Origin of the sequence: Terrabacter aerolatus (assembly GCF_007991735.1) — a bacterium.
GTDB classification, from domain to species: domain Bacteria; phylum Actinomycetota; class Actinomycetes; order Actinomycetales; family Dermatophilaceae; genus Terrabacter; species Terrabacter aerolatus.
Genome location: NZ_BJYX01000007.1, coordinates 86,012 through 105,840 on the forward strand (window position 1 = coordinate 86,012; position 19,829 = coordinate 105,840).

A 19,829-nucleotide genomic window follows, 5' to 3' on the forward strand; every position below is an offset into this window, starting at 1 on the left:
CGCGTCCTCACCGGGCCGAGGTGCCGGCATACGTCGTCGTGCGCAGCCGGAGGGTGCGACCGAGCGTGCGCGCCAGCTGACGCGCAGTCTCGACCGGGAGCTCACGCCCGAACTCGACTCCCGCCTCGGGGAGCACGCGACCGTCCAGGAGGGTGCCTCCGAGGTCATCGGCGCCGGAGCGGAGGGCGGCGACGGCGCCCTCGAGACCGAGGCGGGTCCAGGGGGCCTGGTGGTGGTTGATGCTGCCGTGCAGCATGAGCCGGGCGACGGCGTGGACGGCGCGCGCGTCGTCCTGGTCCACGGTCGCACCGGGCAGGGGCATCGGCACGAACTCGGTGAAGCCACCGGTCTCGGCCTGGAGCGCACGCAGGCGCCGCAGGTGCGCCACTCGTTGGGCGGGGGTCTCGCCGTGGCCGTAGAACATCACCGACGTCGACCGGAGTCCTAGGCCGTGGGCGGCCCGGATGGCCTCGAGCCACCGGTCGACCGGGAGGTCGCCGGGGAACGCCCGCGCGCGGTACGCCTCGTCGAGGAGCTTGACCCCGGTGCCGGGCACGGTGTCGACCCCGGCTGCGGCGAGGGCCCGGAGGTGCTCGTCGAGACTGCGGCCGGTCCGGCGCGCTCCGTCGACGACGTCTGCCGGCCGGAACGCGTGCAGGTGGATGTCGGGGGCGCCGCGCTTGGCGGCCGCGGCAAGCTGCTCGTAGACGTCGTCGGGGGCGTGGCCCGGTGCCGTGCCCTGGATGCAGATCTCGGTGGCCCCGAGGTCCCAGGCGTCCGTGGCGACGCGCTCGACGAGGTCCGGGTCGGCGCAGACGTCGGACCCGAGGTTGCGGTTGACGACGAGGCTCACGGTCGCACCGACGACCGAGCGCCTCAGGTCGTCGGCCAGGGCCGCGAGCCGGTCGAGCTCGTCGCCGCGGGCCCCGAGGAGCGCGGCGTAGTCGGCGTCGGTCAGGCCGGTCGGGTCGGCAGCGGCCCGGCCCACCGGGTCCCCGGCGACGGCCCGTGGACTGCGCACGGCAGCCACCGGGCGTGGTCGGTGCGACGCCGTGGTGGCGCTCGCGGCGAGCACGACGTCGTGCAGCCCGGAGTCGATCCAGCGGTCGCGGTCGTCGATGTACGGCTGGTGGACGGTGAGCCGTTGGCGCAAGGTGAAGCCCGACTCGCGGGTGAGCCGCTCGAGGTCGTCGAGGCGGGGCCATGGCCGTTCGGGGTTCACGTGGTCCGCCGTCAAGGGGCTCACCCCGCCCCAGTCGTCGACTCCTGCCGCGAGGAGGGAGGCCAGCTCGGCGGGGTCGCTGAGATTGGGCGGGGCCTGGATCCGCATGTCGGCTCCGAGGACGAGACGCGCGGTGGCCACGGTCGCGAGGTACTCGTCGGCGCCGGCGTCGTCGACGTCCTGCATCGCGGTCGCCGGCTTGGCGCGGAAGTTCTGGATGATGACCTCCTGCACGTGACCGTGTCGCTCGTGCACGTCGCGCAGGGCGATCAGCGACTCGGCGCGGTCCTCGAGGGACTCACCGATGCCGACGAGCAGGCCGGTGGTGAAGGGGACCCGGGCGCGTCCGGCGTCCTCGAGCACGGCCAGGCGCACCTCGGGGTCCTTGTCCGGAGAGCCGAAGTGCGCCCCTCCCGGTCGCTCGAAGATCTCGCGCGACGTCGTCTCCAGCATCATCCCCATGGAGGGCGCCGTCGGGCGCAGGGCCTGGAGCTCGGCCAGGCTCAGCACCCCCGGGTTCAGGTGGGACAGGAGCCCCGTCTCGGCGGTGATCCGACGGGCCAGGTGGCCGACGTAGTCCACCGTCGAGGCGAAGCCGTGCTCGGAGAGCCACTCGCGAGCCACGCCCCATCGGTCCTCGGGGCGATCGCCCAGCGTCAGCAGGGCCTCCCTGCACCCCAGGGCGGCCCCCTGGTGCGCGACCGCCAGGACCTGCTCCTCGGAGAGGTAGGCGGACAGGCCCTTCGTGGCCAGCTTGGCCGGGGTGTCGACGAACGTGCAGTAGTGGCACCGGTCCCGACACAGCGTCGTGACGGGGATGAACACCTTGGGCGAGTAGGTGACCACCCGTTCGCGCCCCGCCCGACGCAGTCCCTCGTCACGGAGCCGGCCGGCGTCGGCGACGAGAGCCTCGAGCGCCTCCCCACGAGCCGACAGCAGGTCGACCAGCTCAGCGACCCCTCGAGGCACCCGACTTCTCCCTTCACGCGAACGACCCGGAGCCGTGACGGTTCAGGGCGGCGGTAGGCATCCATTCCACACCATCCGGCGGGCGGGGCTCGGGCGGGTTCGCGACGCGGGATCCCGCGCGCTGCCGGGTCCGCGTCCACCGGCTCCGCTCACGCCGGCCACGTGCCTATGGCCCCGGCGGCGGATCCGGCGGCGGCGTGACCGGGGCGTGGTGGTTCGGGCGCCTCAGCGAGGACTCGAGGTTGCGGGAGCAGCAGGCGGGGAGCTCCGCGAGCAGGATCGCGACGACCGAGCGTGCCTTGTCCACGAAGTCCCCAGTCGGTTCGACGAGGACCCGGCGCGGGTGTCCGCGCCACGCCTTCTCGAGGCGGGCGTCGATCGCGGCGGCCGCCGCTGCGGTCTCGACCCGCAACGGGTTGGCGTGGTCGTAACCGACGGTCGGTGTCCGCAGGTGGACCACGAGGTCGTAGCGGTCGAACTCCTCCCCGGCCGTGGTCCCCGTCGAGGCCCAGAAGTCCGTGGCGGGGCCCGGCCAGTAGGCGAGCCCGTCGACGGTGCCGCGGTCGCAGAGCACGACCGCCGGGCGGGGGACGTCACCCGTGACCTCCAGCTCGCGCTGCACGTGGAAGATCGCCCGCTGCGCGGCGCGGCGCGACTCGCGGTCCTCCCGGCGGGGGAACCCGCCGCCGAAGACGACGGTCGCGGCCTCGGGCAGGATCAGCACGTGCCGGCACAGGGTGTGGCGCACCATCTCGAGCACGGCGGTCTTGCCTGCGCCGGGTCCGCCCGTCAGCACGATCCGTTCCCGGTCATGGGTCTCGGAGCAGCCGCACGCGGTCACGGTCCCGCCACCTCCTCGGGCAGCCCGGTAGTGGCTCCATTGTCCTCCCTGTCGGGGTCGGCCCGCGCGGGTTCCGCCCGGGGCCGATGCGCCGTCCGGGCCGTCCGGGCGGCCCGTCGATCAGCCCGCGGCTCGCGCCCGACGCTCGCCGTGCCGCGCGTCCTTCCGCGTGTCCTTCCGCGCGTCTTGACGCGATCTTGACGCCCCGCCCCCTCTCCCGATGACGTGTCCACGCCGGAGTGCTGCGAGGATTGCTGCTCGTGGAACACGTACCGAAACGCTCACGTCGCGGCGTCGCAGGGCTCGCACTCGGTGCCTTGGGCGTCGTCTTCGGGGACATCGGCACGTCGCCGCTGTACGCCCTGCAGACCGTCTTCTCCGTCGACCACAACATGGTGGCCACCTCGGCGGGAGACGTCTTCGGCGTCATCTCACTCGTCTTCTGGTCGGTGACCCTGGTCGTCTCCGTGAAGTACGTCGTGTTCATCCTCCGGGCCGACAACGACGGCGAGGGCGGCGTGATGGCACTGGCCGCCCTCGCACGCACCGCGGTGCGGCCGGGCGGCAGGCGGTACGGCCTCGTCATGCTGCTCGGCGTGCTCGGGGCCTCCCTCTTCTACGGCGACAGCGTCATCACCCCGGCGATCTCGGTCATGTCCGCCATCGAGGGCCTCTCGGTGTCGACACCGGGCGTCGAGCACCTCGTCGTGCCCATCGGCGCAGTGATCATCACGCTCCTCTTCGCCGGGCAGCGGTTCGGGACCGAGCTCGTCGGACGGTTCTTCGGACCGGTCATGGCGCTGTGGTTCGTCGTCCTCGCGCTGCTGGGCGGGGCGCAGGTCGTCAAGGACCCCTCGATCCTCGCCGGCCTGTCGCCGCACTACGCCGTGCTCTTCGTCGTGGAGCACCCCGGGATCGCGTTCATCGCCATGGGGGCCGTCGTGCTGTCGATCACGGGGGCAGAGGCGCTGTATGCCGACATGGGCCACTTCGGTCCGACGCCGATCCGGCGCGCATGGTTCTTCGTCGTCTTCCCTGCACTCACCCTGAACTACCTGGGTCAGGGCGCCCTGATCCTCGGGGACCCGCGGACGGCGGCGAGCCCGTTCTTCCACCTGGCCCCGGACGCCCTGGGCTTCCCGCTCGTCATCCTCTCGACGGTGGCGACCGTCATCGCCTCGCAAGCCGTCATCTCCGGGGCGTACTCGGTGTCCCGGCAGGCCGAGCGCCTCGGCTACCTGCCTCGGCTCACGGTCCGTCACACCTCCCAGCGCGAGCGCGGTCAGATCTACGTCCCGGCGGTCAACTGGACGCTCTTCGTCGGGGTCATCGCCCTGCTGCTGCTCTTCGGCTCCTCGGAGCGGCTGGCGACGGCCTACGGGCTGGCCGTGACCGGGACCTTCCTCATCACGACGACGCTCTTCCACATCTACGCCCAGGCCGCCTGGGGCTGGGACCGCCGTCGCCTGCTCCTGCTCGGCATCCCCCTCGGGCTGCTCGAGCTGACCTACTTCGGCGCGAACCTCACGAAGATCTTCCACGGCGGCTGGCTGCCCCTTGTCATCGCGGTGCTCGTCGCGACGGTCATGCTCACGTGGCAGCGTGGCCGCGGGCTGGTCACGGACCGCCGCACCGAGATGGAGGGCCCGCTCGAGCCGTTCATCGAGTGGCTCCACGGCAACCCCGTCGCCAAGGTGCCGGGCACCGCGGTGTTCCTGCACCCGGGCAAGGACTCGACGCCGTTGGCGCTGCGCGAGAACGCGACCTTCAACCACGTCCTGCACGAGCTCGTCCTCATCGTCAGCATCTCCTCGGAGAACGTCCCCTTCGTGCCCGACGCCGAGCGGGTCGTCCTCGACCACCTCGGCGACCCGTACGACGCCATCACCCACCTGACGCTGCGGTTCGGTTTCCAGGAGGAGCAGGACGTCCCGCGCGCGCTGGGCATCGCCCGCGCGCAGGAGCTGGTGGACGTCGACATCGACGACGCCTACTACTTCCTGTCCCGCATCTCGCTCGACCGCGGCGACGAGCCGACGATGCCCCGGTGGCGCAAGCGCCTCTTCCTCGCGCTGGCCCACAACGCGGCCTCACCGACCGGCTACTTCAACCTGCCGGAGGACCGCACCGTGTCGATGGGTGCCACGGTCACGTTCTGAGCTGCGGCGGCCCCGGGGCACGGCTCCCGTCACATTCCGCTCGCCATGATCGTCATCAGGTCAGCACACCCCATCGCCAAGGAGCTGAACCCGACCATGAAGACCATGACCTGCCGCGACCTCGGAGGCCCCTGCGACCTCGAGCACCGTGGCGACAACGCCGACGACGTCATCAAGGCCCAGGACCGTCACCTCAAGGAGGCGGAGCAGGCCGGGGACGCCGCCCACCAGGCCGCTCGCGACGAGATGAAGGGACGCCGGCGCCACCCGAAGCGGTCGATGGACTGGTACCGCGGGGCCAAGCAGGCGTTCGCCGACCTCAGCGACGACGTGCCAGGTGGATCGTGACGTCCGCGCAGATCTCGACGGTCTCGGGCAGCGCCCGCGTGACCCGGTCGAACACCTGCTCCCGGTCCCGGGCCGGCAGCTCGAGGTAGGCCGACACCGTCGAGAGGTAGCCGACGAAGTCGTGGACGCCCAGGCTCATCCGCCGCCCGACCACGGACTGCTCGACGTCGGTGAACCACTCCGACCCATCGAGCTCGGTGCCCGGCCACTGCAGGCGCTCACCCGACGGGGTCCCGTCGGGTGAGGGGACCTCGTCGCTGTCGAGGAACGGCTCGCGGGCGGTCCGCAGCGCTTCCTCGACGGACGGGTCGGCCAGCCGGACGGGGCCACCGAACGAGGCAAAGACGCCGCCCGGTTCCAGCAGCGCGGCGACCCTAGACCAGCGGCCCTCGGGTTGCGTCCAGTGCAGCGCCGCCGCGGCGTAGACCAGCCCGAAGCGCTCGTCGCAGTCCAGGGCCTCGAGCGTGGACTGGCGGGTCTTCACCGTCGACGGGACGTGCCGTCGCAGCTCGGCGAGCATCGCGGCGTCGGGCTCGGTCGCCGTGACCCGGACACCCCGCGCGGCGAACAGCTTGGTGGCCTTGCCCGTCCCCGCGCCGATCTCGAGCGCGGTCGGGACCGGTCGCCGTGCGTAGGCCATGACCACGTCGACGAGCGACGACGGATAGCCGGGACGGAACCTCTCGTATGCCGTCGCCACCGTCCCGAAGCTCAGCGCGCGCCCTGACATGCGCAGCATCCTGACACGACGTGCCCTCGCGGGCACCCGCGAGCGAAGGCGGTCGACCGTTGCGCGACAGGGCCGGAGCGAGCCGTGAGGCAGGACCGTCACACACCCGGGCGCGAGTATCGCGCGTTCTGCCAGCGCACCAGGTCGGGCCCCACGTCCGCGCACGACGTGCACCCGGCGAGTGCCAGCGCCTCTTCGACGTCCGAGGTCATCTCGGTCAGCAGCCGTCGCACGCCTTCGGACCCTTCGCTCGCGAGGGCCCAGATGACCGGTCGCCCGACGAGTACAGCCCGGGCGCCGAGGGCGAGGGCCTTGAGGACGTGGGAGCCCGTGCGCACCCCGCCATCCACGTAGACCTCGACGTCGCCACCGACGGCTTCGGCGACCTCGGGCAGGGCGAACGGGGCCGGCACCACCCCGTCGAGCTGACGTCCGCCGTGCGTGGACACGATGACTGCCGAAGCGCCAGCAGCCACGCAAGCCCGAGCCGCCTCGGCGGTCAGAACGCCCTTTGCCACGAGCGGAAGTCCGCTTGTCCCGGCCAGCCGCTCGAGGTCGTGGGGGCTGACGTCCTCGGCCTGCATCAGACGCGGGTCGGCGATGTCGCGGTGGTCGAGGGCCTCGATGATGCCGGTCCCCGGGAAGGACGCCGGGAAGCCGACGCGCTTGCGGGCCACGCGGGGCGTGTCGACCGTCACGACCAGGGCCCGCGCACCTGCGGCCGCGGCACGTCGAGCGATCTCGTCGGTGACGCCCCGGTCCTGGAGCACGTAGAGCTGCTGCCAGAAGGGGCCGGCAGCGGTCGCCACCTCCTCGACCCGGCTGCTCGCGCGCATCGAGAGGACGAGCAGACTGCCCGCTGCCTTCGTCGCCCGCGCCACCGCGACCTCGGCGTCGGGGTGTGCGAGCCGGTGAGCGGCCGTCGGAGCGACGAGCACCGGTGCGGCCACGGGGTGACCGAGCACCTGCGTCGCCGACGAGGTGGCAGAGACATCCCGTAGAACCCTGGGACGCAACAGCAGGTCGTCCCATGCCTGCTCCTGTCCCTCGAGCGTCCTCTCGGCGCCGGCACCTGCCGCGAAGTAGGCGAAGACATCGGCCGGGAGAACCTCCGCCGCCTGCCGCATCGAGGCCACGTGATCGATCACCCTCTCACCCCCGCGGCGCCCATGTCCCCGCAGGACCACTCGAGCATGGCCCCGGGGTCGTCGTCGCCGTATCTCATCGCGGTGGGCCCGTCGTGGGGCAGCGACTGGTCCGGCGGGACCGGCACACACATCGAACCACGCAACCACACGCGAGACGACTCATCGGGTGGGACCCGGTGTTGAGTGTCGATGTCGGTGTTCACGACGTTCTCCTCTCGTGGGCTTGCAGATGGCCACGCGCCAGCGTGAGCCATGATGCCGGGTCGGCTCCGCGCGCGGCGCTCATTGACGTTCAGGGCGTCATCGACAGGCCAGACGACCTCGTCCGACTCCTGGCGCCGCCGGTGGTGGGACGACTGCCCAGTGATCGAGCCACGTGACCCCGCGAGCGTAGGCGCGGGAGGGACCCCGTCGAGTCCGCCGAACGAGGCGACGGCACTTCGTGGTCACGTCGCAGCAGGCAGGGCCTCGAGCCGGGCGGCGAGGTCCGGGAGCGACCGCGCGACGACGTCGGCGGCATACATCGCCTCGGGGTAGGGCGCGCCGGTGCGGTCGATCCAGGCCGCGCGGAGGCCGGCAGCCTTGGCGCCGTGGACGTCCCACGGGTGGACGGCGACGAGCATCGCGTCCCCCGCGGTGACGTCGCACTCCTCGAGCGCGTAGGCGTAGGCCGACGCGGCCGGCTTCCACGCGGGTGCGTCCTCGACCGACAGCACCCGCTCGAAGGCGTCCCGGATGCCTCCGCGCTCGAAGAGGCTCTCGGCGATCTCGGCCGACCCGTTGCTCAGGGTCGCGAGACGCAGGCCGAGTGCGGTCAGCGCGCGGACCCCGTCGCGCACGTCGCCGTGCAGCGGCAGCGCCAGGAAGCCGGCCATGATGTGCCGGGTCGCCGCCTCGACGTTGGCCTTGTCGTGCAGGACCGTGTGCAGCGACGACCGCGCGACGTCGGCGAAGGCGGGGTTGTGGCCCGTCAGCGTGAGGGCGAAACCGTCGCGCAGCAGTCCGGCGAACCACGGCGCGGCGAGGTACGGCGCCACCCCGACCTCGACGAACCGGTCGCCGAGGTGCGTCATGTCCGAGAGCGTCTCGTTGACGTCGAGGACGAGGAGCCGGGGGCGCCGCTCGAGGGCGGGGGACGTCGATGAGGTCATGCCCCATCGTGCCCCCGGGGCCCTCGCGCCGTCTCGCAGTCGTGGACCTGCTCTCCGGTCACCCGCCGCCCGGCCGGACCGGTGGCGGCGGGTCACCCCGGAGTCGTGTCACCCAGGCGGGCGTGGATGTCGGTGACCGGCTCGCTGCCCGGCGCGTGGCGCCCCGAGCGGGGCGGGCCCACGGGCCACCAGATGCGGTCGCCGAGGTCGTAGGAGACTGCCGGGACCAGCAGGCTGCGCACGACGAGGGTGTCGAGCAGCACTCCGAAGGCGACGATGAAGGCGATCTGCACGAGGAAGAGGATCGGCAGCACCGCGAGCGCCGAGAAGGTCGACGCGAGAACGATGCCCGCGCTCGTGATGACCCCACCGGTCACCGCCAGCGCGACGAGGATGCCGGGCCGCGTGCCTCTCGTGCGCGACTCCTCCCGGACGCGGGTCATGAGGAAGATCGAGTAGTCGATGCCGAGGGCGACGAGGAAGACGAAGCCGTAGAGCGGCGTCGACGGGTCGGATCCCGGGAAGCCGAAGACGTGGTTGAACGCGATCGCCGAGACGCCCATCGTCGCGGCGAACGACAGGACGTTGGCGGCGACGAGGACGAGCGGGGCGATGACCGAGCGCAGCAGGAGCATGAGGACGACGAAGATCACCCCGAGGATGGTCGGGATGATGAGCTTGAGGTCGCGTTCGCTCGCCAGCCGCACGTCGAGGTTCGTGGCCGTGGTCCCGCCGACGAGCACGTCGGTGCCGACCTTGTCGAGCGAGGCCCGCAGCGTCTCGATGGTGCCCTCGGCCTCCACGCTGTCGGCGGCCGCGTCGAGCGTGGCCTGCACGATGACCTGGCCGTCCACGACCTTGGGCGGTTGTCCGGGCACGAGACCGACCTGCGGGTTGCTCACGCCCTTCGTGGCGCCGAGCACCTGCACGACGGCATCCGCCTTGCTCTCGGGCGCCGCGACCTGCACCGGCGACCCGGAGCCCGCGGGGAAGTGCCGAGCCAGCACCTCCTGACCCGTGACGGAGTCGACCTTGGTCAGGAACAGGTCCGACTGGGCGATGCCGCGGGCGTTGAGCGTGGGGAGGAAGGCGGCGCAGGCCAGCAGGGCGAGCAGGGTGATCACCCACGTGCGCCTCGGGCGACGCCCGACCAGTCCCGCCACGCGACCCCAGACCCCGCGCGTGCCGACGGCGTCGGCGCTGTGGACGTGGTCGACCCGCGGGGTCTGCGGCCAGAAGATGCGCCGCCCGATGAGCAGCAGCACCGCCGGGAGGAACGTCAGGGAGGCGACGAACGCCCCGACGATGCCGAGCGCGCCGACGGGCCCGAGCCCCTTCGTGCTGCCGAGGTCCGACAGCCGCAGGCAGAGCAGGCCGAGGACGACGGTGGCCGCGCTCGCCGCGATCGGCTCGAGGGCGGCCCGCCACGCCCTCTTCATCGCCGCCCACGTCGACTCCTCGTCGTGCAGCTCCTCCTTGAAGCGGGCGACGAGGAGCAGGGCGTAGTCCGTCGCGGCGCCGACGACGAGGATCGACAGGATGCCCTGGCTCTGCCCGCTGAGGCTGATGGCGCCGTTCTTCGCCAGCGGGAACACGACGAGCGCGGCGAGCGACAGGCCGAACATCGCGGTGATGAGCACCGCGAACGGCAGGATCGGGCTGCGGTAGACGATGAGCAGGATGAGGAAGACGACGCCCAGGGCGACGAGCAGCAGGATGCCGTCGATGCCGCTGAAGGCGATGATGAAGTCGGCGAAGAACCCTCCCGCGCCGGTGACGTGGACCGTGAGACCCGACGCGCCCAACGACGAAGCCGCGGACTCACGCAGGGCCTGCGCGACGGCATACAGCGCCGTGTCGCCCTTGATCGTGACCTCGGCCTGGTCGGCGAGGAAGGCGACGGGGACGAGGGCGGCCTGCTTGTCCTGGCTGGGGATGGCGGCCGTCGGCGGCGCCTCGAGGAACTCGCCGACGGTCCGCGTGGGGTCCGCGAGCTTGAGGTCAGGTATGCCGGCGACCCAGCCCTGGACGGCCTGGAGGTCGGCGGGTGTGAGCCCGCTCGTGCGCTCCACGACGACGAGGTAGGGGAGCGTCTGCGTGTCGGTGGTCCGCTGGACGAGCTTGCTCACCGCCGTCGACTCGGCCGACGGCGGCAGGAAGTTCGCGTTGTCGTTGGTCGCGACCTCCGACAGTCGCCCGACGAGGGGACCTCCGACGCCACCGACGGCGAGCCAGGCGAGGACGGCCAGGGCCGCCACCCACCGGACCGTCGCGCGACCCGTCGACCTCGTCGAACCACGCCGGCCCCGCGATGCGTCGCTCATGGACTCATCATGGAGCAGCTTGGGGTGTCAACGTTGGACAGTCGCCGGAGCCGGTCACGCCGGGACATCGGCGCCCGTCGGGTCCGTGTCGCCCGTCGAGACGGCCGTCTCGAAGAACGGCGCGGCCAGGGCGGCGACGGCGCCCCCGACGAGCGGAGCCACGATGAACATCCAGACGTGCGTCAGCGAGTCGCCGCCGTTGAACAGGGCCGGGCCGATCGAGCGGGCCGGGTTGACGGAGGTGCCGTCGAGCGGGATGCCGACGAGGTGGATCACCGTGAGCACGAGCCCGATGGCCAGGCCGGCGAAGCCCGGTGCGGCGGCCCGGTTCGTCACGAGCAGGACGACGAGCACGAGCAGGAAGGTCAGGAGGACCTCGAGGACGAAGGTGCCGCCGGCGGAGATCGTCTCGCCCCAGTCGTTGGTGCCGAGGGCGCCGGTGTTGTCCTTGACTCCGCCGAAGCCGGACACCATGAGCTTGAGCAGGGCGGCCGCGACGATGCCGCCGACGAGCTGGGCGATCCAGTAGTAGACGGCCTCCGTCGTCGTGATGCCCCTGCGCAGGAGGACGCCCAGGGTCACGGCCGGGTTGACGTGGCAGCCCGAGACCGGGCCGATGGCGTAGGCGAGGGCGAGCAGGACGAAACCGAAGGCGAGGGCGATCCCGACCGCGCCGATGGTGTCCTTGCCGAAGACCGCCGAGCCCACGGCGAAGAAGACGAGGACGAAGGTGCCGACGGCCTCGGCGACCGCCTTGCGGATCAGGTCGGGCGCCGGGGCGGATGCGCTGCTGGTGTGGGGCATGGGTGTCCTTCCGTAGCCGGGCGAGCGGACCCGTTCCCCCGGGACGCTCCGTCGCCGAGCGTAGGTAGGTCCTCGCCGCCCGCACCTCACCCTCCGTGGGTGTAAGTCAGCCGAACGGAGATCGCCCGGAGCCGCCCGCAGCCGCCTGAGCGGCCCCGCCCACCGGCATGGGCGCGTGGCCCGAGGGCGTCCCGGGATTCCGGGGTGGTCGGTCGTGATGAGGAGGACACTCGGGTGGGGGAGCACAGGGACTCACAGCACGATGGGGGACTCGCATGAGCGGGTTCATGGAAGCCGGCGACGAGACGGTCGAGGGTGCCCACGGGCTTGCCGACCGGCTGGCGACGACGCAGGAGCAGCTGCGGGCGACGAGCGACATCCTCAAGGTCCTCACGGCCTCGACGACGGGGGGCGCCGCCAGCCGGGACGAGGTCTTCGATGCGGTCGTCGACAGCGCCCGGCGGCTCCTTGGCGCTCAGGTGGCGCAGATCTACCTCGTGCAGGCCGACTCCTACGTGCTCGCGCGGTCGAGCGGCCTGACGCCGGAGTTCGTCGACTTCGTCTCCCAACACCCGATCGTCCGCGACCGGGCGACTCTGGTGGGCCGTGTCACCATCGACCGGAGGGTGCACCAGATCGAAGACGTCCTCGCCGACCCGGACTACCGTCGCACCGACTTCCAGCGGGTGGGCGGCTACCGGACGATGATGGGCGCGCCGATGGTCGTCGGCGACCAGGTCGTCGGCGCCCTCAACGTGTGGCGCACCCAGGTCGCGCCCTTCGACGACGCTGCCGAGCAGCTCCTGTCCACGTTCGCCGAGCAGGCGGCTCTTGCGCTCCGGCACGTCGAGCTCTTCTCCGCGCTCGAGAGCCGGTCGGCCGAGCTCGCCCGCAAGGTCGACCAGCTCGAGGCGCTCGCCGAGGTGGGGGAGGCGATCAGCTCGACGCTCGTCGCGGACGAGGTGTTGACCACGATCGTCAGCCACGCGGTGCAGCTGTCGGACACCGACGGTGGCTCGCTCATGGAGTTCGACGAGGCGACGGGACTCTTCCGGGTGCGCACGGCCTACGGGACGAGCGAGGACGTCATCGGCTCGCTGCGGAGCGCGGAGATCCACATCGACCGCACGTGGGTGGGCCGTGCCGCGCGCAGCCGCGAGGTGCTCCAGATCCCCGACCTCGACGCCGAGCCCGCGTCCGACGACCCGCACCTGGCGGTGCTGCGTGACTCGGGGTGGCGCTCGCTCGTGGCGATCCCGCTCGTGCGTCCCGACCGGGTCGTCGGTGCCCTCGTCGTGCGGCGCAAGACGACGGGGTCCTTCAGCGACGAGACGTGTGAGCTGCTCGCGGCCTTCGCCAGCCAGTCGGCCGTCGCCCTGACCAACGCGCGCCTCTACCAGCAGCTCGAACGCCAGAGCGTCGAGCTCGCGCAGGCCAGCCGGCACAAGTCCGAGTTCCTCGCCAGCATGTCGCACGAGCTGCGCACCCCGCTCAACGCCGTCATCGGCTTCTCGGAGGTGCTGCTCGAGAGGATGTTCGGCGAGCTCAACGAGCGTCAGGAGGACTACCTCCAGGACATCCTCGCGGCCGGCCGGCACCTGCTCGCCCTGCTCGGCGACATCCTCGACCTGTCCAAGATCGAGGCCGGCCGCATGGAGCTGGACCTCACGACCTTCCCCATCGACGACGTCGTGGTGCAGGCCCTCTCGCTCGTGCGCGAGCGCGCCGCGCTGCACGGCATACGCCTGACGCTCGAGACGGACGGCGGGCTCGGGACCGTGACCGCCGACGAGCTGCGGCTCAAGCAGGTGCTGCTCAACCTGCTGAGCAACGCCGTCAAGTTCACGCCCGACGGGGGCAGCGTCGACGTGCGGGCGTGGCGCGACGGTCAGGAGGTCGCCATCACCGTGACCGACACGGGCATCGGCATCGACCCGGCTGACCAGGAGCGCATCTTCGACTCCTTCCAGCAGGGCGAGCGGTCGGCGTCGTCGAGCGAGGGCACCGGTCTCGGCCTGACCCTCAGCCGCCGCATCGTCGAGCTCCACGGCGGTCGCCTGTGGCTCACGAGCAGCCCCGGGGAGGGCAGCACGTTCGGTCTGTCCATCCCGCAGGCGAGTGCCGAGCTGAACACCGAGCTGAACACCGAGCCGTATCCCGAGGACGCGGGCTGGACCGACGAGGATCTGGCGAGCGGCCCGACCGTCGTCGTCATCGAGGACGACCTGCGCTCCGCCGAGCTCGTCGGCCTGCACCTGCGGGCGGCGGGGCTCCGCGCCGTCGGTGCCCCCTCCGGCGAGCTGGGACTCGAGCTCGTGAGGACGATGGACCCCTTCGCCGTGATCCTCGACATCCACCTGCCAGGGATGGACGGCTGGGAGGTGCTGACGGCCCTCAAGAGCGACCCGGCGACGGCCGCCGTGCCGGTCGTCGTCGTCAGCGTCGAGCCGGAGCGTGGTCGCGGCTTCGCGCTCGGCGCCACGGAGTACCTCGTCAAGCCCGTCAGCGGAGACCACCTTCTCGCCGCCGTCACCCGGCTGCTGCCACCGACCACGGCGCCCGACGCAGCCGCCGGGCTCAGCGTCGTCGTCGTCGACGACGACCCGCTGGCCCTCAAGCTCGTGCGCAGCACCCTGGAACCGCTCGGCTGGGAGGTGCACACGTGTGAGGGTGGCCAGCGGGCTGCCGACCTCGTGCGGGCGGTCTCCCCGTCCGTCGTCGTCATGGACCTGCTCATGCCCCAGGTCGACGGCTTCGCCGTCATCGACGAGCTGCGCCCGGACCGAGACTCCGACGGTCCGCCCATCGTCGTGCTGACCGCCAAGACCCTCACCTCGCAAGACCGTTCGCGCCTCGAGGGCCGCATCGCGTTCGTCGCGGAGAAGGCGGGCATCGACCTGCCGGGCCTCGCGCGCCGCCTCGCGGCTGTGGCTGCCGCCCACCCCGCGCCGGAGGAAGGGCCATGAGCCGACCGCCCGTGGTGCTCCTCGTCGAGGACAACACGCGAAACCTCAAGCTCGCCCGTGACGTGCTCGAGTATGCCGGCTTCACCGTCGTCGTCGCCTCCACGGGTGAGCAGGGGGTCGAGCAGGCGCGGTCGACCCTGCCCGACGTCATCCTCATGGACCTCCAGCTCCCCGGGATCGACGGGTTCGCCGCCCTGGAGCTGCTCCGTGGCGACGAGGCGACGGCGCACATCCCGGTCGTCGCCCTGACCGCCTTCGCGATGCAGCGTGACCGCGAACGGGCCCTCGACTCCGGCTTCGCCGGCTACCTCGAGAAGCCGATCAGCGTCCGTGAGTTCCCGGCCCAGGTGCGCCGTCACCTGCCGCGTCGAGGCGAGGAGCGATCATGACCGTCCGGGCCGAGGGCGCCCTGGTCCCGCTCACGGGAGTGCGGGTGCTCGTCGTCGACGACCTCGAGCAGAACCGCAAGCTCATGCACGCGGTCCTCGAGCCGCACGGCTTCGTGGTGCACTCGGCGGAGTCGGGAGCGTCGGCCCTCCTCGCCCTCGCCGAGTGCCCGTTCGACGTGGTCCTGCTCGATGTGCTCATGCCCGTCATGGACGGCTACGAGACGTGCGCGCGGATCAAGGCCGACCCGCGGACCGCCATGCTCCCTGTCGTCATGGTGACCGCGAGCGGGAGCCGGCAACGGCTGCTCGCGCTCGAGGTGGGTGCCGACGACTTCGTCACCAAACCCTTCGACCAGGCCGAGCTCATGGCTCGCGTCCGCTCGCTGGCCCGGGTCAAACGGCTCCACGACACCGTCGTTGAGCAGACCGTCGCCCTGGAGCGCTGGAACGCCGAGCTCGAGTCGCGGGTGGCCGAGCAGGTCTCCGACCTCGAGCGCCTGAACCGGTTGCGCCGCTTCCTCTCGCCGCAGATCGCCGGCCTCATCGTCGAGTCGGGCGACGAGTCCTTCCTCGAGAGCCACCGCCGCGACATCACGACCGTCTTCACCGACCTGCGTGGCTTCACCGCGTTCGCCGAGACCTCGGAACCGGAGGAGACGATGGCGGTGCTCCGCGAGTACCACGCCGCGCTCGGCGAGCTGGTGTTCGCCTACGAGGGAACGCTGGAGCACTTCGCCGGGGACGGGCTCATGGTCTTCTTCAACGACCCGCCGCCCTGCGCCGACGCACCGCGACGGGCCGTGCGGATGGCGCTTCGGATGCGCGACCGCGTGGACGGGCTCGCCGCGCAGTGGCGGCGCCAGGGCCATAACCTCGGATTCGGTGTCGGGATCGCCCAGGGCTACGCGACGCTCGGCCGGGTCGGTTTCGAGGGCCGGTGGGACTACGCCGCCATCGGGACCGTCACCAACGTGGCAGCCCGGCTCTGTGCCGCGGCAGCCAGCCGGCAGGTCCTCGTCAGCCCCCGGGTGCTGGCCGGCCTCGACGACAGCTTCCGGACGCGCTCGCTCGGTCCTGTCGAGCTGCGCGGCATCTCCCGTCCCCTCGAGGTCCACGAGGTCCTCGGCAGCGTCGAGCAGGAGGCCAACCCGTGAACGAGACAGAACCGTCGGCCCGGCCGGCACTCGACGACCTCGACGAGGACGCCCGCGGCCGCCTCTTCTCGGACCTGCAGGACCGGCTGCCGGACGTGTGGCGCCTGATGCGCCGCGGGGACCCGCTCGAGTCGGTCGTCGTCGTGCCGTCGATGACGATCGAGCGGCTCGGACCCTCTGCCGGGGCGCTGAACCAGGCGATGGAGGAGCGCTTCCTCTTCCTCCTGCTGCTCCTGCGCCAGCCACAGCTGCGGATGGTCTACGTGACGTCGATGCCGATCCACGACCACGTCATCGAGTACTACCTCTCGCTGCTTCCCGGGGTCATCCCCAGTCACGCCCGGGCGCGGCTGACCCTGGTGGCGGTGGGCGACTCGTCGCCGACGCCCCTCGTGGACAAGCTGCTCGAGCGCCCACGGCTGCTGGCCCGGATCGCCTCGTTGGTGCCTGACCGCGAGCGCTCGCACCTGCTCCCGTACAACAGCACCTCGCGCGAGCGGGACCTCTCGCTCCTGCTCGGCATCCCCATGTACGCGCCGGACCCGCGGCTCTATCCGCTCGGGACCAAGACCGGATGCCGCAGGGTGTTCGCCGAGGCCGGCACCGACCATCCCTTCGGCGCCGAGGACGTCCACACCGTCGACGACGTGGTCGATGCCCTCCTCGCCCTACGTGCAGCGCGCCCGGACGCACGGTGGGCCATGGTCAAGCTCGACGAGGGGGTCTCGGGCTCGGGCAACGCGCTCGTCGATCTCACGGGCCTGGTCGCGGGACGGGTCGGTGCTGCCGACGACGACTCCGGTCTGCGCGGGCTCGTCGCCGAGCGGGTGATGACGATGCAGCTCGAGGACCGACGTGTCGCGATCGACGCGTACCTGCGCCGGCTCGAGGAGCGGGGTGGGATCGTCGAGGAGCGCATCGTGGGTGAGGAGGTGCGCAGCCCCAGCGTGCAGCTGCGGGTCACCCCCCTGGGGGAGCTCGAGATCCTCTCGACGCACGACCAGGTGCTCGGAGGACCCACCGGCCAGAGCTACCTCGGCGCGCGGTTCCCGGCCGACCGTGCCTACGCCACGGACATCACGAGGGAGGCGGAGAAGGTGGGCCGTGTCCTGGCGGCCAAGGGCGTCGTCGGCCGCTTCGCCCTCGACTTCGTCGTCGTCCGGCAGGGAGACGACTGGCGGACGCACGCCATCGAGATCAACCTGCGCCGCGGCGGCACGACGCACCCGTTCCTGACGCTCCAGTTCCTCACCGGCGGCGTCTACGTCCACGAGGAGGCACGGTTCCGCACGCCGTCCGGGGCCGAGCGCCACCTCGTGGCGACCGACCACCTCGAGCACGAGTCTCTTCGCGGGCTCGGGATCGACGACCTGTTCGACCTCGTCGCGCGGGCCGGACTGCACTTCGACCCGTCGCGCGAGTCCGGCGTCGTCTTCCACATGATCAGCTCGATCACCGAGTGCGGCCGCGTCGGCATGACCGCGATCGGCGACACGCCAGACTCCGCCCAGGATGTGTTCGACCGGGCGGAGTCGGCGTTGCTCGCCGCGGCGCGTGCGTCGCTGGTGCCGCTCCCGGTTCCCCTCCGGGTGCGCCTCGGCGAGGGTCTGAGATGAGCCCTCAGGGTGCGATGGAGGCGGAGTGGATGAGGGCTCCGACATATGCCTGGTGCCAGGTCAGGCGGGCCACGACCGACCGCGCGGACGCGCCGCCGCAGTCGCACCCCCAGGTCCACCCGCCGTGCGGCAGCCGGGTCACGCGCGGGTGGTGGTGCGCGAGGTCCGGGTGGACCCGTCGACCTGTCGTCGTCGTCATCGGAATGCCTCTCCTCGTCAGGGGGTTCGGTGCGCCCCCTCCTGCGGATGTGCTCACCGACGACGATCCCGCCCGACGGGCCGGTCGTCTGTGCGCGCGGCGACACCCGGAGCGTGCAGATCGACACGCTGCGAGGGACGGATGCCCGCCGTGACCGTCGAGGTGGGACTGCTCTCGGAGCTCGAAGCGGACGAGCGCCGCGAGATCCTCGCGAGCATGCACCGGCACTCGTACGCGGCGGGTGAGGTCGTCTTCCACGAAGGGGACCTCGCAGACGCCGTGCACTTCGTCATCGAGGGGCGCGTCGTGGCGCAGCGCTCCTCCGAGCACGGCGACCGGCTCGCATATGCCGTCATGGGTCCGGGCCAGGCCTTCGGAGAGCTCGCCATGATCGTGCGAGGGGGGCGGCGAACGGCGACGGTCGAGGCTGTCGAGCCCACGGTGACGCTGGCCCTCCGCTTCGCCGACTTCGAGCGGTTGTGCTCGCGACGCCCGGAGGTCAGCCGCCTCCTCGTGAGACTTCTCGCGGCGCGCGTCAGCCGTCTCACCGACGCCCTCATGGAGGCCCTGCACACGCCGGCCGAGCTCCGGGTCGTTCGGAGCCTCGTGTCCCTGTGCGGCATCTACTCGACTGGTGCACAGGAGCGCTCGCCGGTGGCCGTGACGCTGAACCAGACGGCGCTCGCCGAGCTCGCGGGGGTGACCAGGCCGACTGCCAACCGGGTACTGCGTCGCCTCGAGTCGACCGGCTCGGTCGCCCTCGACCGGGGCCGGGTCGTCGTCGTGGACCCCGCGGCGCTCCGCCGCGCAGGCGGCCGCGGATAGCCGGCGTAGTCGACCACACGGCATACGACAGCGTGCAGCTCCGGCGCGGGGGAGCGGTGGAGGGTCACTCGTGGACGAAGGCCTCGAGGACGCTCGCGAAGCGGTCGGGCTGCTCGAGGTGCGGGAAGTGGCCGGCGCCCTCGAAGAGCACGACCTTCGCCCCGGGGAAGATCTCGTGAGCCCGCTCGGCGTGGCCGACGGGGATCATCCGGTCCCGGGTGCCCCAGATGACGAGCGTCCGGATGTGCTCGCCCGTGGTGAGGCGCCCGAGGGCGTTGACCGTCTGGCCGCCCGGATCGATGACCCCACGCGTCGTCGCGAGGAAGGCGCGGCGGCTCTCGGCGTCGGACAGCGACGTGAATCCCTTCCAGGCCGCCGAGGCGTCAGCGCTCGGGCGCCAGCCGAGACCGCGGACGGCCCGCCCGACCGTCTCGACGCGGTCGCGCACCCAGCTCGACGCGATGACCGGGAGCACGAGCTCGGCCCCGGGGAGGGTGGCCGAGCGCAGCAGCGGACTCACGGTGCGGCCGAGCCCTCCCGTCGAGACGAGGACCAGCGCCTCGACCCGCTCGGGGAACAGGTAGCAGAACTGCATGGCGATCCCTCCACCCAGGGAGTGGCCCACGAGCGTGACCCGGTCGATGCCGAGATGGTCGATGAGGTCACGCAGGATCGCGGCGTGCGCGCCGAGCGAGTAGTCGCCCACGGGCTTGGCGGAGGCGCCGTGCCCGAACAGGTCGGGGATGACGACGCGGTGGTCGGTGTCGAGGCGGTCGACGAGGTGCGTCCAGTTCTCGTGGGAGCCGAGCAGGCCGTGGATGAAGAGGATCGCCGGCCCCTCGCCCGTGTCGACGAAGGACAAGTCGTGGCCGCGCAGGGTGGCGACATCCGGCGGGTAGCGCAGGTCGGAGCCGTCCCGTGGCTCCTGCGTCCTGGTCATGCGCCCTGGACCTCCCGCCGTGCGTGCGGCCGAGAACGGCTGGT

General features: G+C 71.9%; 16 protein-coding genes. 7 read left to right on the forward strand and 9 right to left on the reverse strand.

Translation table 11 applies throughout. The features are described from left to right. Positions 1 to 7 precede the first annotated feature (7 nt). Both cofG and TAE01_RS08710 read right to left on the reverse strand, forming a co-directional pair. On the reverse strand, positions 8 to 2,191 hold the full coding sequence (cofG, locus tag TAE01_RS08705) for a 7,8-didemethyl-8-hydroxy-5-deazariboflavin synthase CofG (protein ID WP_186815114.1): 2,184 nt from the start codon (positions 2,189 to 2,191) through the stop codon (positions 8 to 10). Positions 2,192 to 2,357: 166 nt separating this feature from the next. Then, positions 2,358 to 2,987, reverse strand: a complete 630-nt coding sequence (locus TAE01_RS08710) for an ATP/GTP-binding protein (protein ID WP_222594098.1) — start codon at positions 2,985 to 2,987, stop codon at positions 2,358 to 2,360. 305 nt (positions 2,988 to 3,292) lie between these two features. Between TAE01_RS08710 and TAE01_RS08715 the strand changes: the two genes are divergently transcribed. Both TAE01_RS08715 and TAE01_RS08720 read left to right on the forward strand, forming a co-directional pair. Then, positions 3,293 to 5,191: a potassium transporter Kup gene (locus TAE01_RS08715; protein WP_222594099.1), complete on the forward strand. Its 1,899-nt coding sequence runs from the start codon at positions 3,293 to 3,295 to the stop codon at positions 5,189 to 5,191. A 45-nt stretch (positions 5,192 to 5,236) separates the two neighbouring features. Then, entirely contained in the window at positions 5,237 to 5,539 is a 303-nt protein-coding gene (locus TAE01_RS08720; protein ID WP_246111231.1) for a DUF1059 domain-containing protein, read from the forward strand. On the opposite strand, the gene TAE01_RS08725 is transcribed toward TAE01_RS08720, so the two are convergent. From TAE01_RS08725 to TAE01_RS08745, 5 genes are all read right to left on the reverse strand, one after another. After that, positions 5,511 to 6,269 (reverse strand): class I SAM-dependent methyltransferase, encoded by a 759-nt coding sequence (locus TAE01_RS08725; protein WP_147065475.1) that lies wholly within the window; start codon positions 6,267 to 6,269, stop codon positions 5,511 to 5,513. The genes TAE01_RS08720 and TAE01_RS08725 overlap by 29 nt on opposite strands. 98 nt (positions 6,270 to 6,367) lie before the next feature. After that, positions 6,368 to 7,417, reverse strand: a complete 1,050-nt coding sequence (locus TAE01_RS08730; protein WP_147065476.1) for an alpha-hydroxy acid oxidase — start codon at positions 7,415 to 7,417, stop codon at positions 6,368 to 6,370. A gap of 446 nt (positions 7,418 to 7,863) precedes the next feature. Further along, positions 7,864 to 8,568, reverse strand: coding sequence for a haloacid dehalogenase type II (locus tag TAE01_RS08735; RefSeq protein ID WP_147065477.1), 705 nt, complete (start codon positions 8,566 to 8,568; stop codon positions 7,864 to 7,866). Between the two features lie 92 nt (positions 8,569 to 8,660). Next, complete coding sequence (locus TAE01_RS08740; protein WP_246111232.1) at positions 8,661 to 10,892, reverse strand: MMPL family transporter; 2,232 nt, start codon at positions 10,890 to 10,892, stop codon at positions 8,661 to 8,663. Positions 10,893 to 10,946: 54 nt separating this feature from the next. Beyond that, positions 10,947 to 11,696: an MIP family channel protein gene (locus TAE01_RS08745; protein ID WP_147065478.1), complete on the reverse strand. Its 750-nt coding sequence runs from the start codon at positions 11,694 to 11,696 to the stop codon at positions 10,947 to 10,949. Between the two features lie 275 nt (positions 11,697 to 11,971). Here TAE01_RS08745 and TAE01_RS08750 point away from each other — a divergent pair, with 275 nt between their 5' ends. The 4 genes from TAE01_RS08750 to TAE01_RS08765 are packed head-to-tail and all read left to right on the forward strand — an operon-like array spanning position 11,972 to position 17,821. Beyond that, the gene (locus tag TAE01_RS08750) at positions 11,972 to 14,662 is read left to right on the forward strand and encodes a GAF domain-containing protein (protein WP_147065479.1); all 2,691 of its coding nucleotides are present in this window, start codon (positions 11,972 to 11,974) and stop codon (positions 14,660 to 14,662) included. Continuing rightward, positions 14,659 to 15,051 carry a response regulator gene (locus tag TAE01_RS08755; protein ID WP_147065481.1) on the forward strand — a complete coding sequence of 131 codons (393 nt, stop codon included), beginning with the start codon at positions 14,659 to 14,661 and terminating at the stop codon, positions 15,049 to 15,051. Before TAE01_RS08750 ends, TAE01_RS08755 begins: the two co-directional genes overlap by 4 nt. Then, on the forward strand, positions 15,048 to 16,205 hold the full coding sequence (locus TAE01_RS08760) for an adenylate/guanylate cyclase domain-containing protein (protein ID WP_147065482.1): 1,158 nt from the start codon (positions 15,048 to 15,050) through the stop codon (positions 16,203 to 16,205). Before TAE01_RS08755 ends, TAE01_RS08760 begins: the two co-directional genes overlap by 4 nt. After that, complete coding sequence (locus TAE01_RS08765; RefSeq protein ID WP_147065483.1) at positions 16,202 to 17,821, forward strand: peptide ligase PGM1-related protein; 1,620 nt, start codon at positions 16,202 to 16,204, stop codon at positions 17,819 to 17,821. Before TAE01_RS08760 ends, TAE01_RS08765 begins: the two co-directional genes overlap by 4 nt. Before the next feature lie 4 nt (positions 17,822 to 17,825). Here the strand turns inward: TAE01_RS08765 and TAE01_RS08770 are convergent, their stop codons facing one another. Further along, positions 17,826 to 18,020 (reverse strand): hypothetical protein, encoded by a 195-nt coding sequence (locus tag TAE01_RS08770; protein WP_147065484.1) that lies wholly within the window; start codon positions 18,018 to 18,020, stop codon positions 17,826 to 17,828. Between the two features lie 141 nt (positions 18,021 to 18,161). On the opposite strand from TAE01_RS08770, the gene TAE01_RS08775 reads away from it, so the two are divergent. Continuing rightward, positions 18,162 to 18,845, forward strand: a complete 684-nt coding sequence (locus TAE01_RS08775) for a Crp/Fnr family transcriptional regulator (protein ID WP_147065496.1) — start codon at positions 18,162 to 18,164, stop codon at positions 18,843 to 18,845. 64 nt (positions 18,846 to 18,909) lie between these two features. Here TAE01_RS08775 and TAE01_RS08780 read toward each other — a convergent pair whose 3' ends face one another. Next, positions 18,910 to 19,785 (reverse strand): alpha/beta fold hydrolase, encoded by an 876-nt coding sequence (locus tag TAE01_RS08780; protein ID WP_147065498.1) that lies wholly within the window; start codon positions 19,783 to 19,785, stop codon positions 18,910 to 18,912. Between the last annotated feature and the right edge of the window lie 44 nt (positions 19,786 to 19,829).

What these genes read in the sequence shown, in the direction of transcription:
- TAE01_RS08770 (WP_147065484.1), bottom strand. Translation starts at nt 18,020, where the DNA reads ATGACGACGACGACAGGTCGACGGGTCCACCCGGACCTCGCGCACCAC.
- TAE01_RS08725 (WP_147065475.1), bottom strand. Translation starts at nt 6,269, where the DNA reads ATGTCAGGGCGCGCGCTGAGCTTCGGGACGGTGGCGACGGCATACGAG.
- TAE01_RS08750 (WP_147065479.1), top strand. Translation starts at nt 11,972, where the DNA reads ATGAGCGGGTTCATGGAAGCCGGCGACGAGACGGTCGAGGGTGCCCAC.
- TAE01_RS08760 (WP_147065482.1), top strand. Translation starts at nt 15,048, where the DNA reads ATGACCGTCCGGGCCGAGGGCGCCCTGGTCCCGCTCACGGGAGTGCGG.
- TAE01_RS08720 (WP_246111231.1), top strand. Translation starts at nt 5,237, where the DNA reads ATGATCGTCATCAGGTCAGCACACCCCATCGCCAAGGAGCTGAACCCG.
- TAE01_RS08745 (WP_147065478.1), bottom strand. Translation starts at nt 11,696, where the DNA reads ATGCCCCACACCAGCAGCGCATCCGCCCCGGCGCCCGACCTGATCCGC.
- TAE01_RS08755 (WP_147065481.1), top strand. Translation starts at nt 14,659, where the DNA reads ATGAGCCGACCGCCCGTGGTGCTCCTCGTCGAGGACAACACGCGAAAC.
- TAE01_RS08775 (WP_147065496.1), top strand. Translation starts at nt 18,162, where the DNA reads ATGCCCGCCGTGACCGTCGAGGTGGGACTGCTCTCGGAGCTCGAAGCG.
- TAE01_RS08780 (WP_147065498.1), bottom strand. Translation starts at nt 19,785, where the DNA reads ATGACCAGGACGCAGGAGCCACGGGACGGCTCCGACCTGCGCTACCCG.
- TAE01_RS08735 (WP_147065477.1), bottom strand. Translation starts at nt 8,568, where the DNA reads ATGACCTCATCGACGTCCCCCGCCCTCGAGCGGCGCCCCCGGCTCCTC.
- TAE01_RS08740 (WP_246111232.1), bottom strand. Translation starts at nt 10,892, where the DNA reads ATGAGCGACGCATCGCGGGGCCGGCGTGGTTCGACGAGGTCGACGGGT.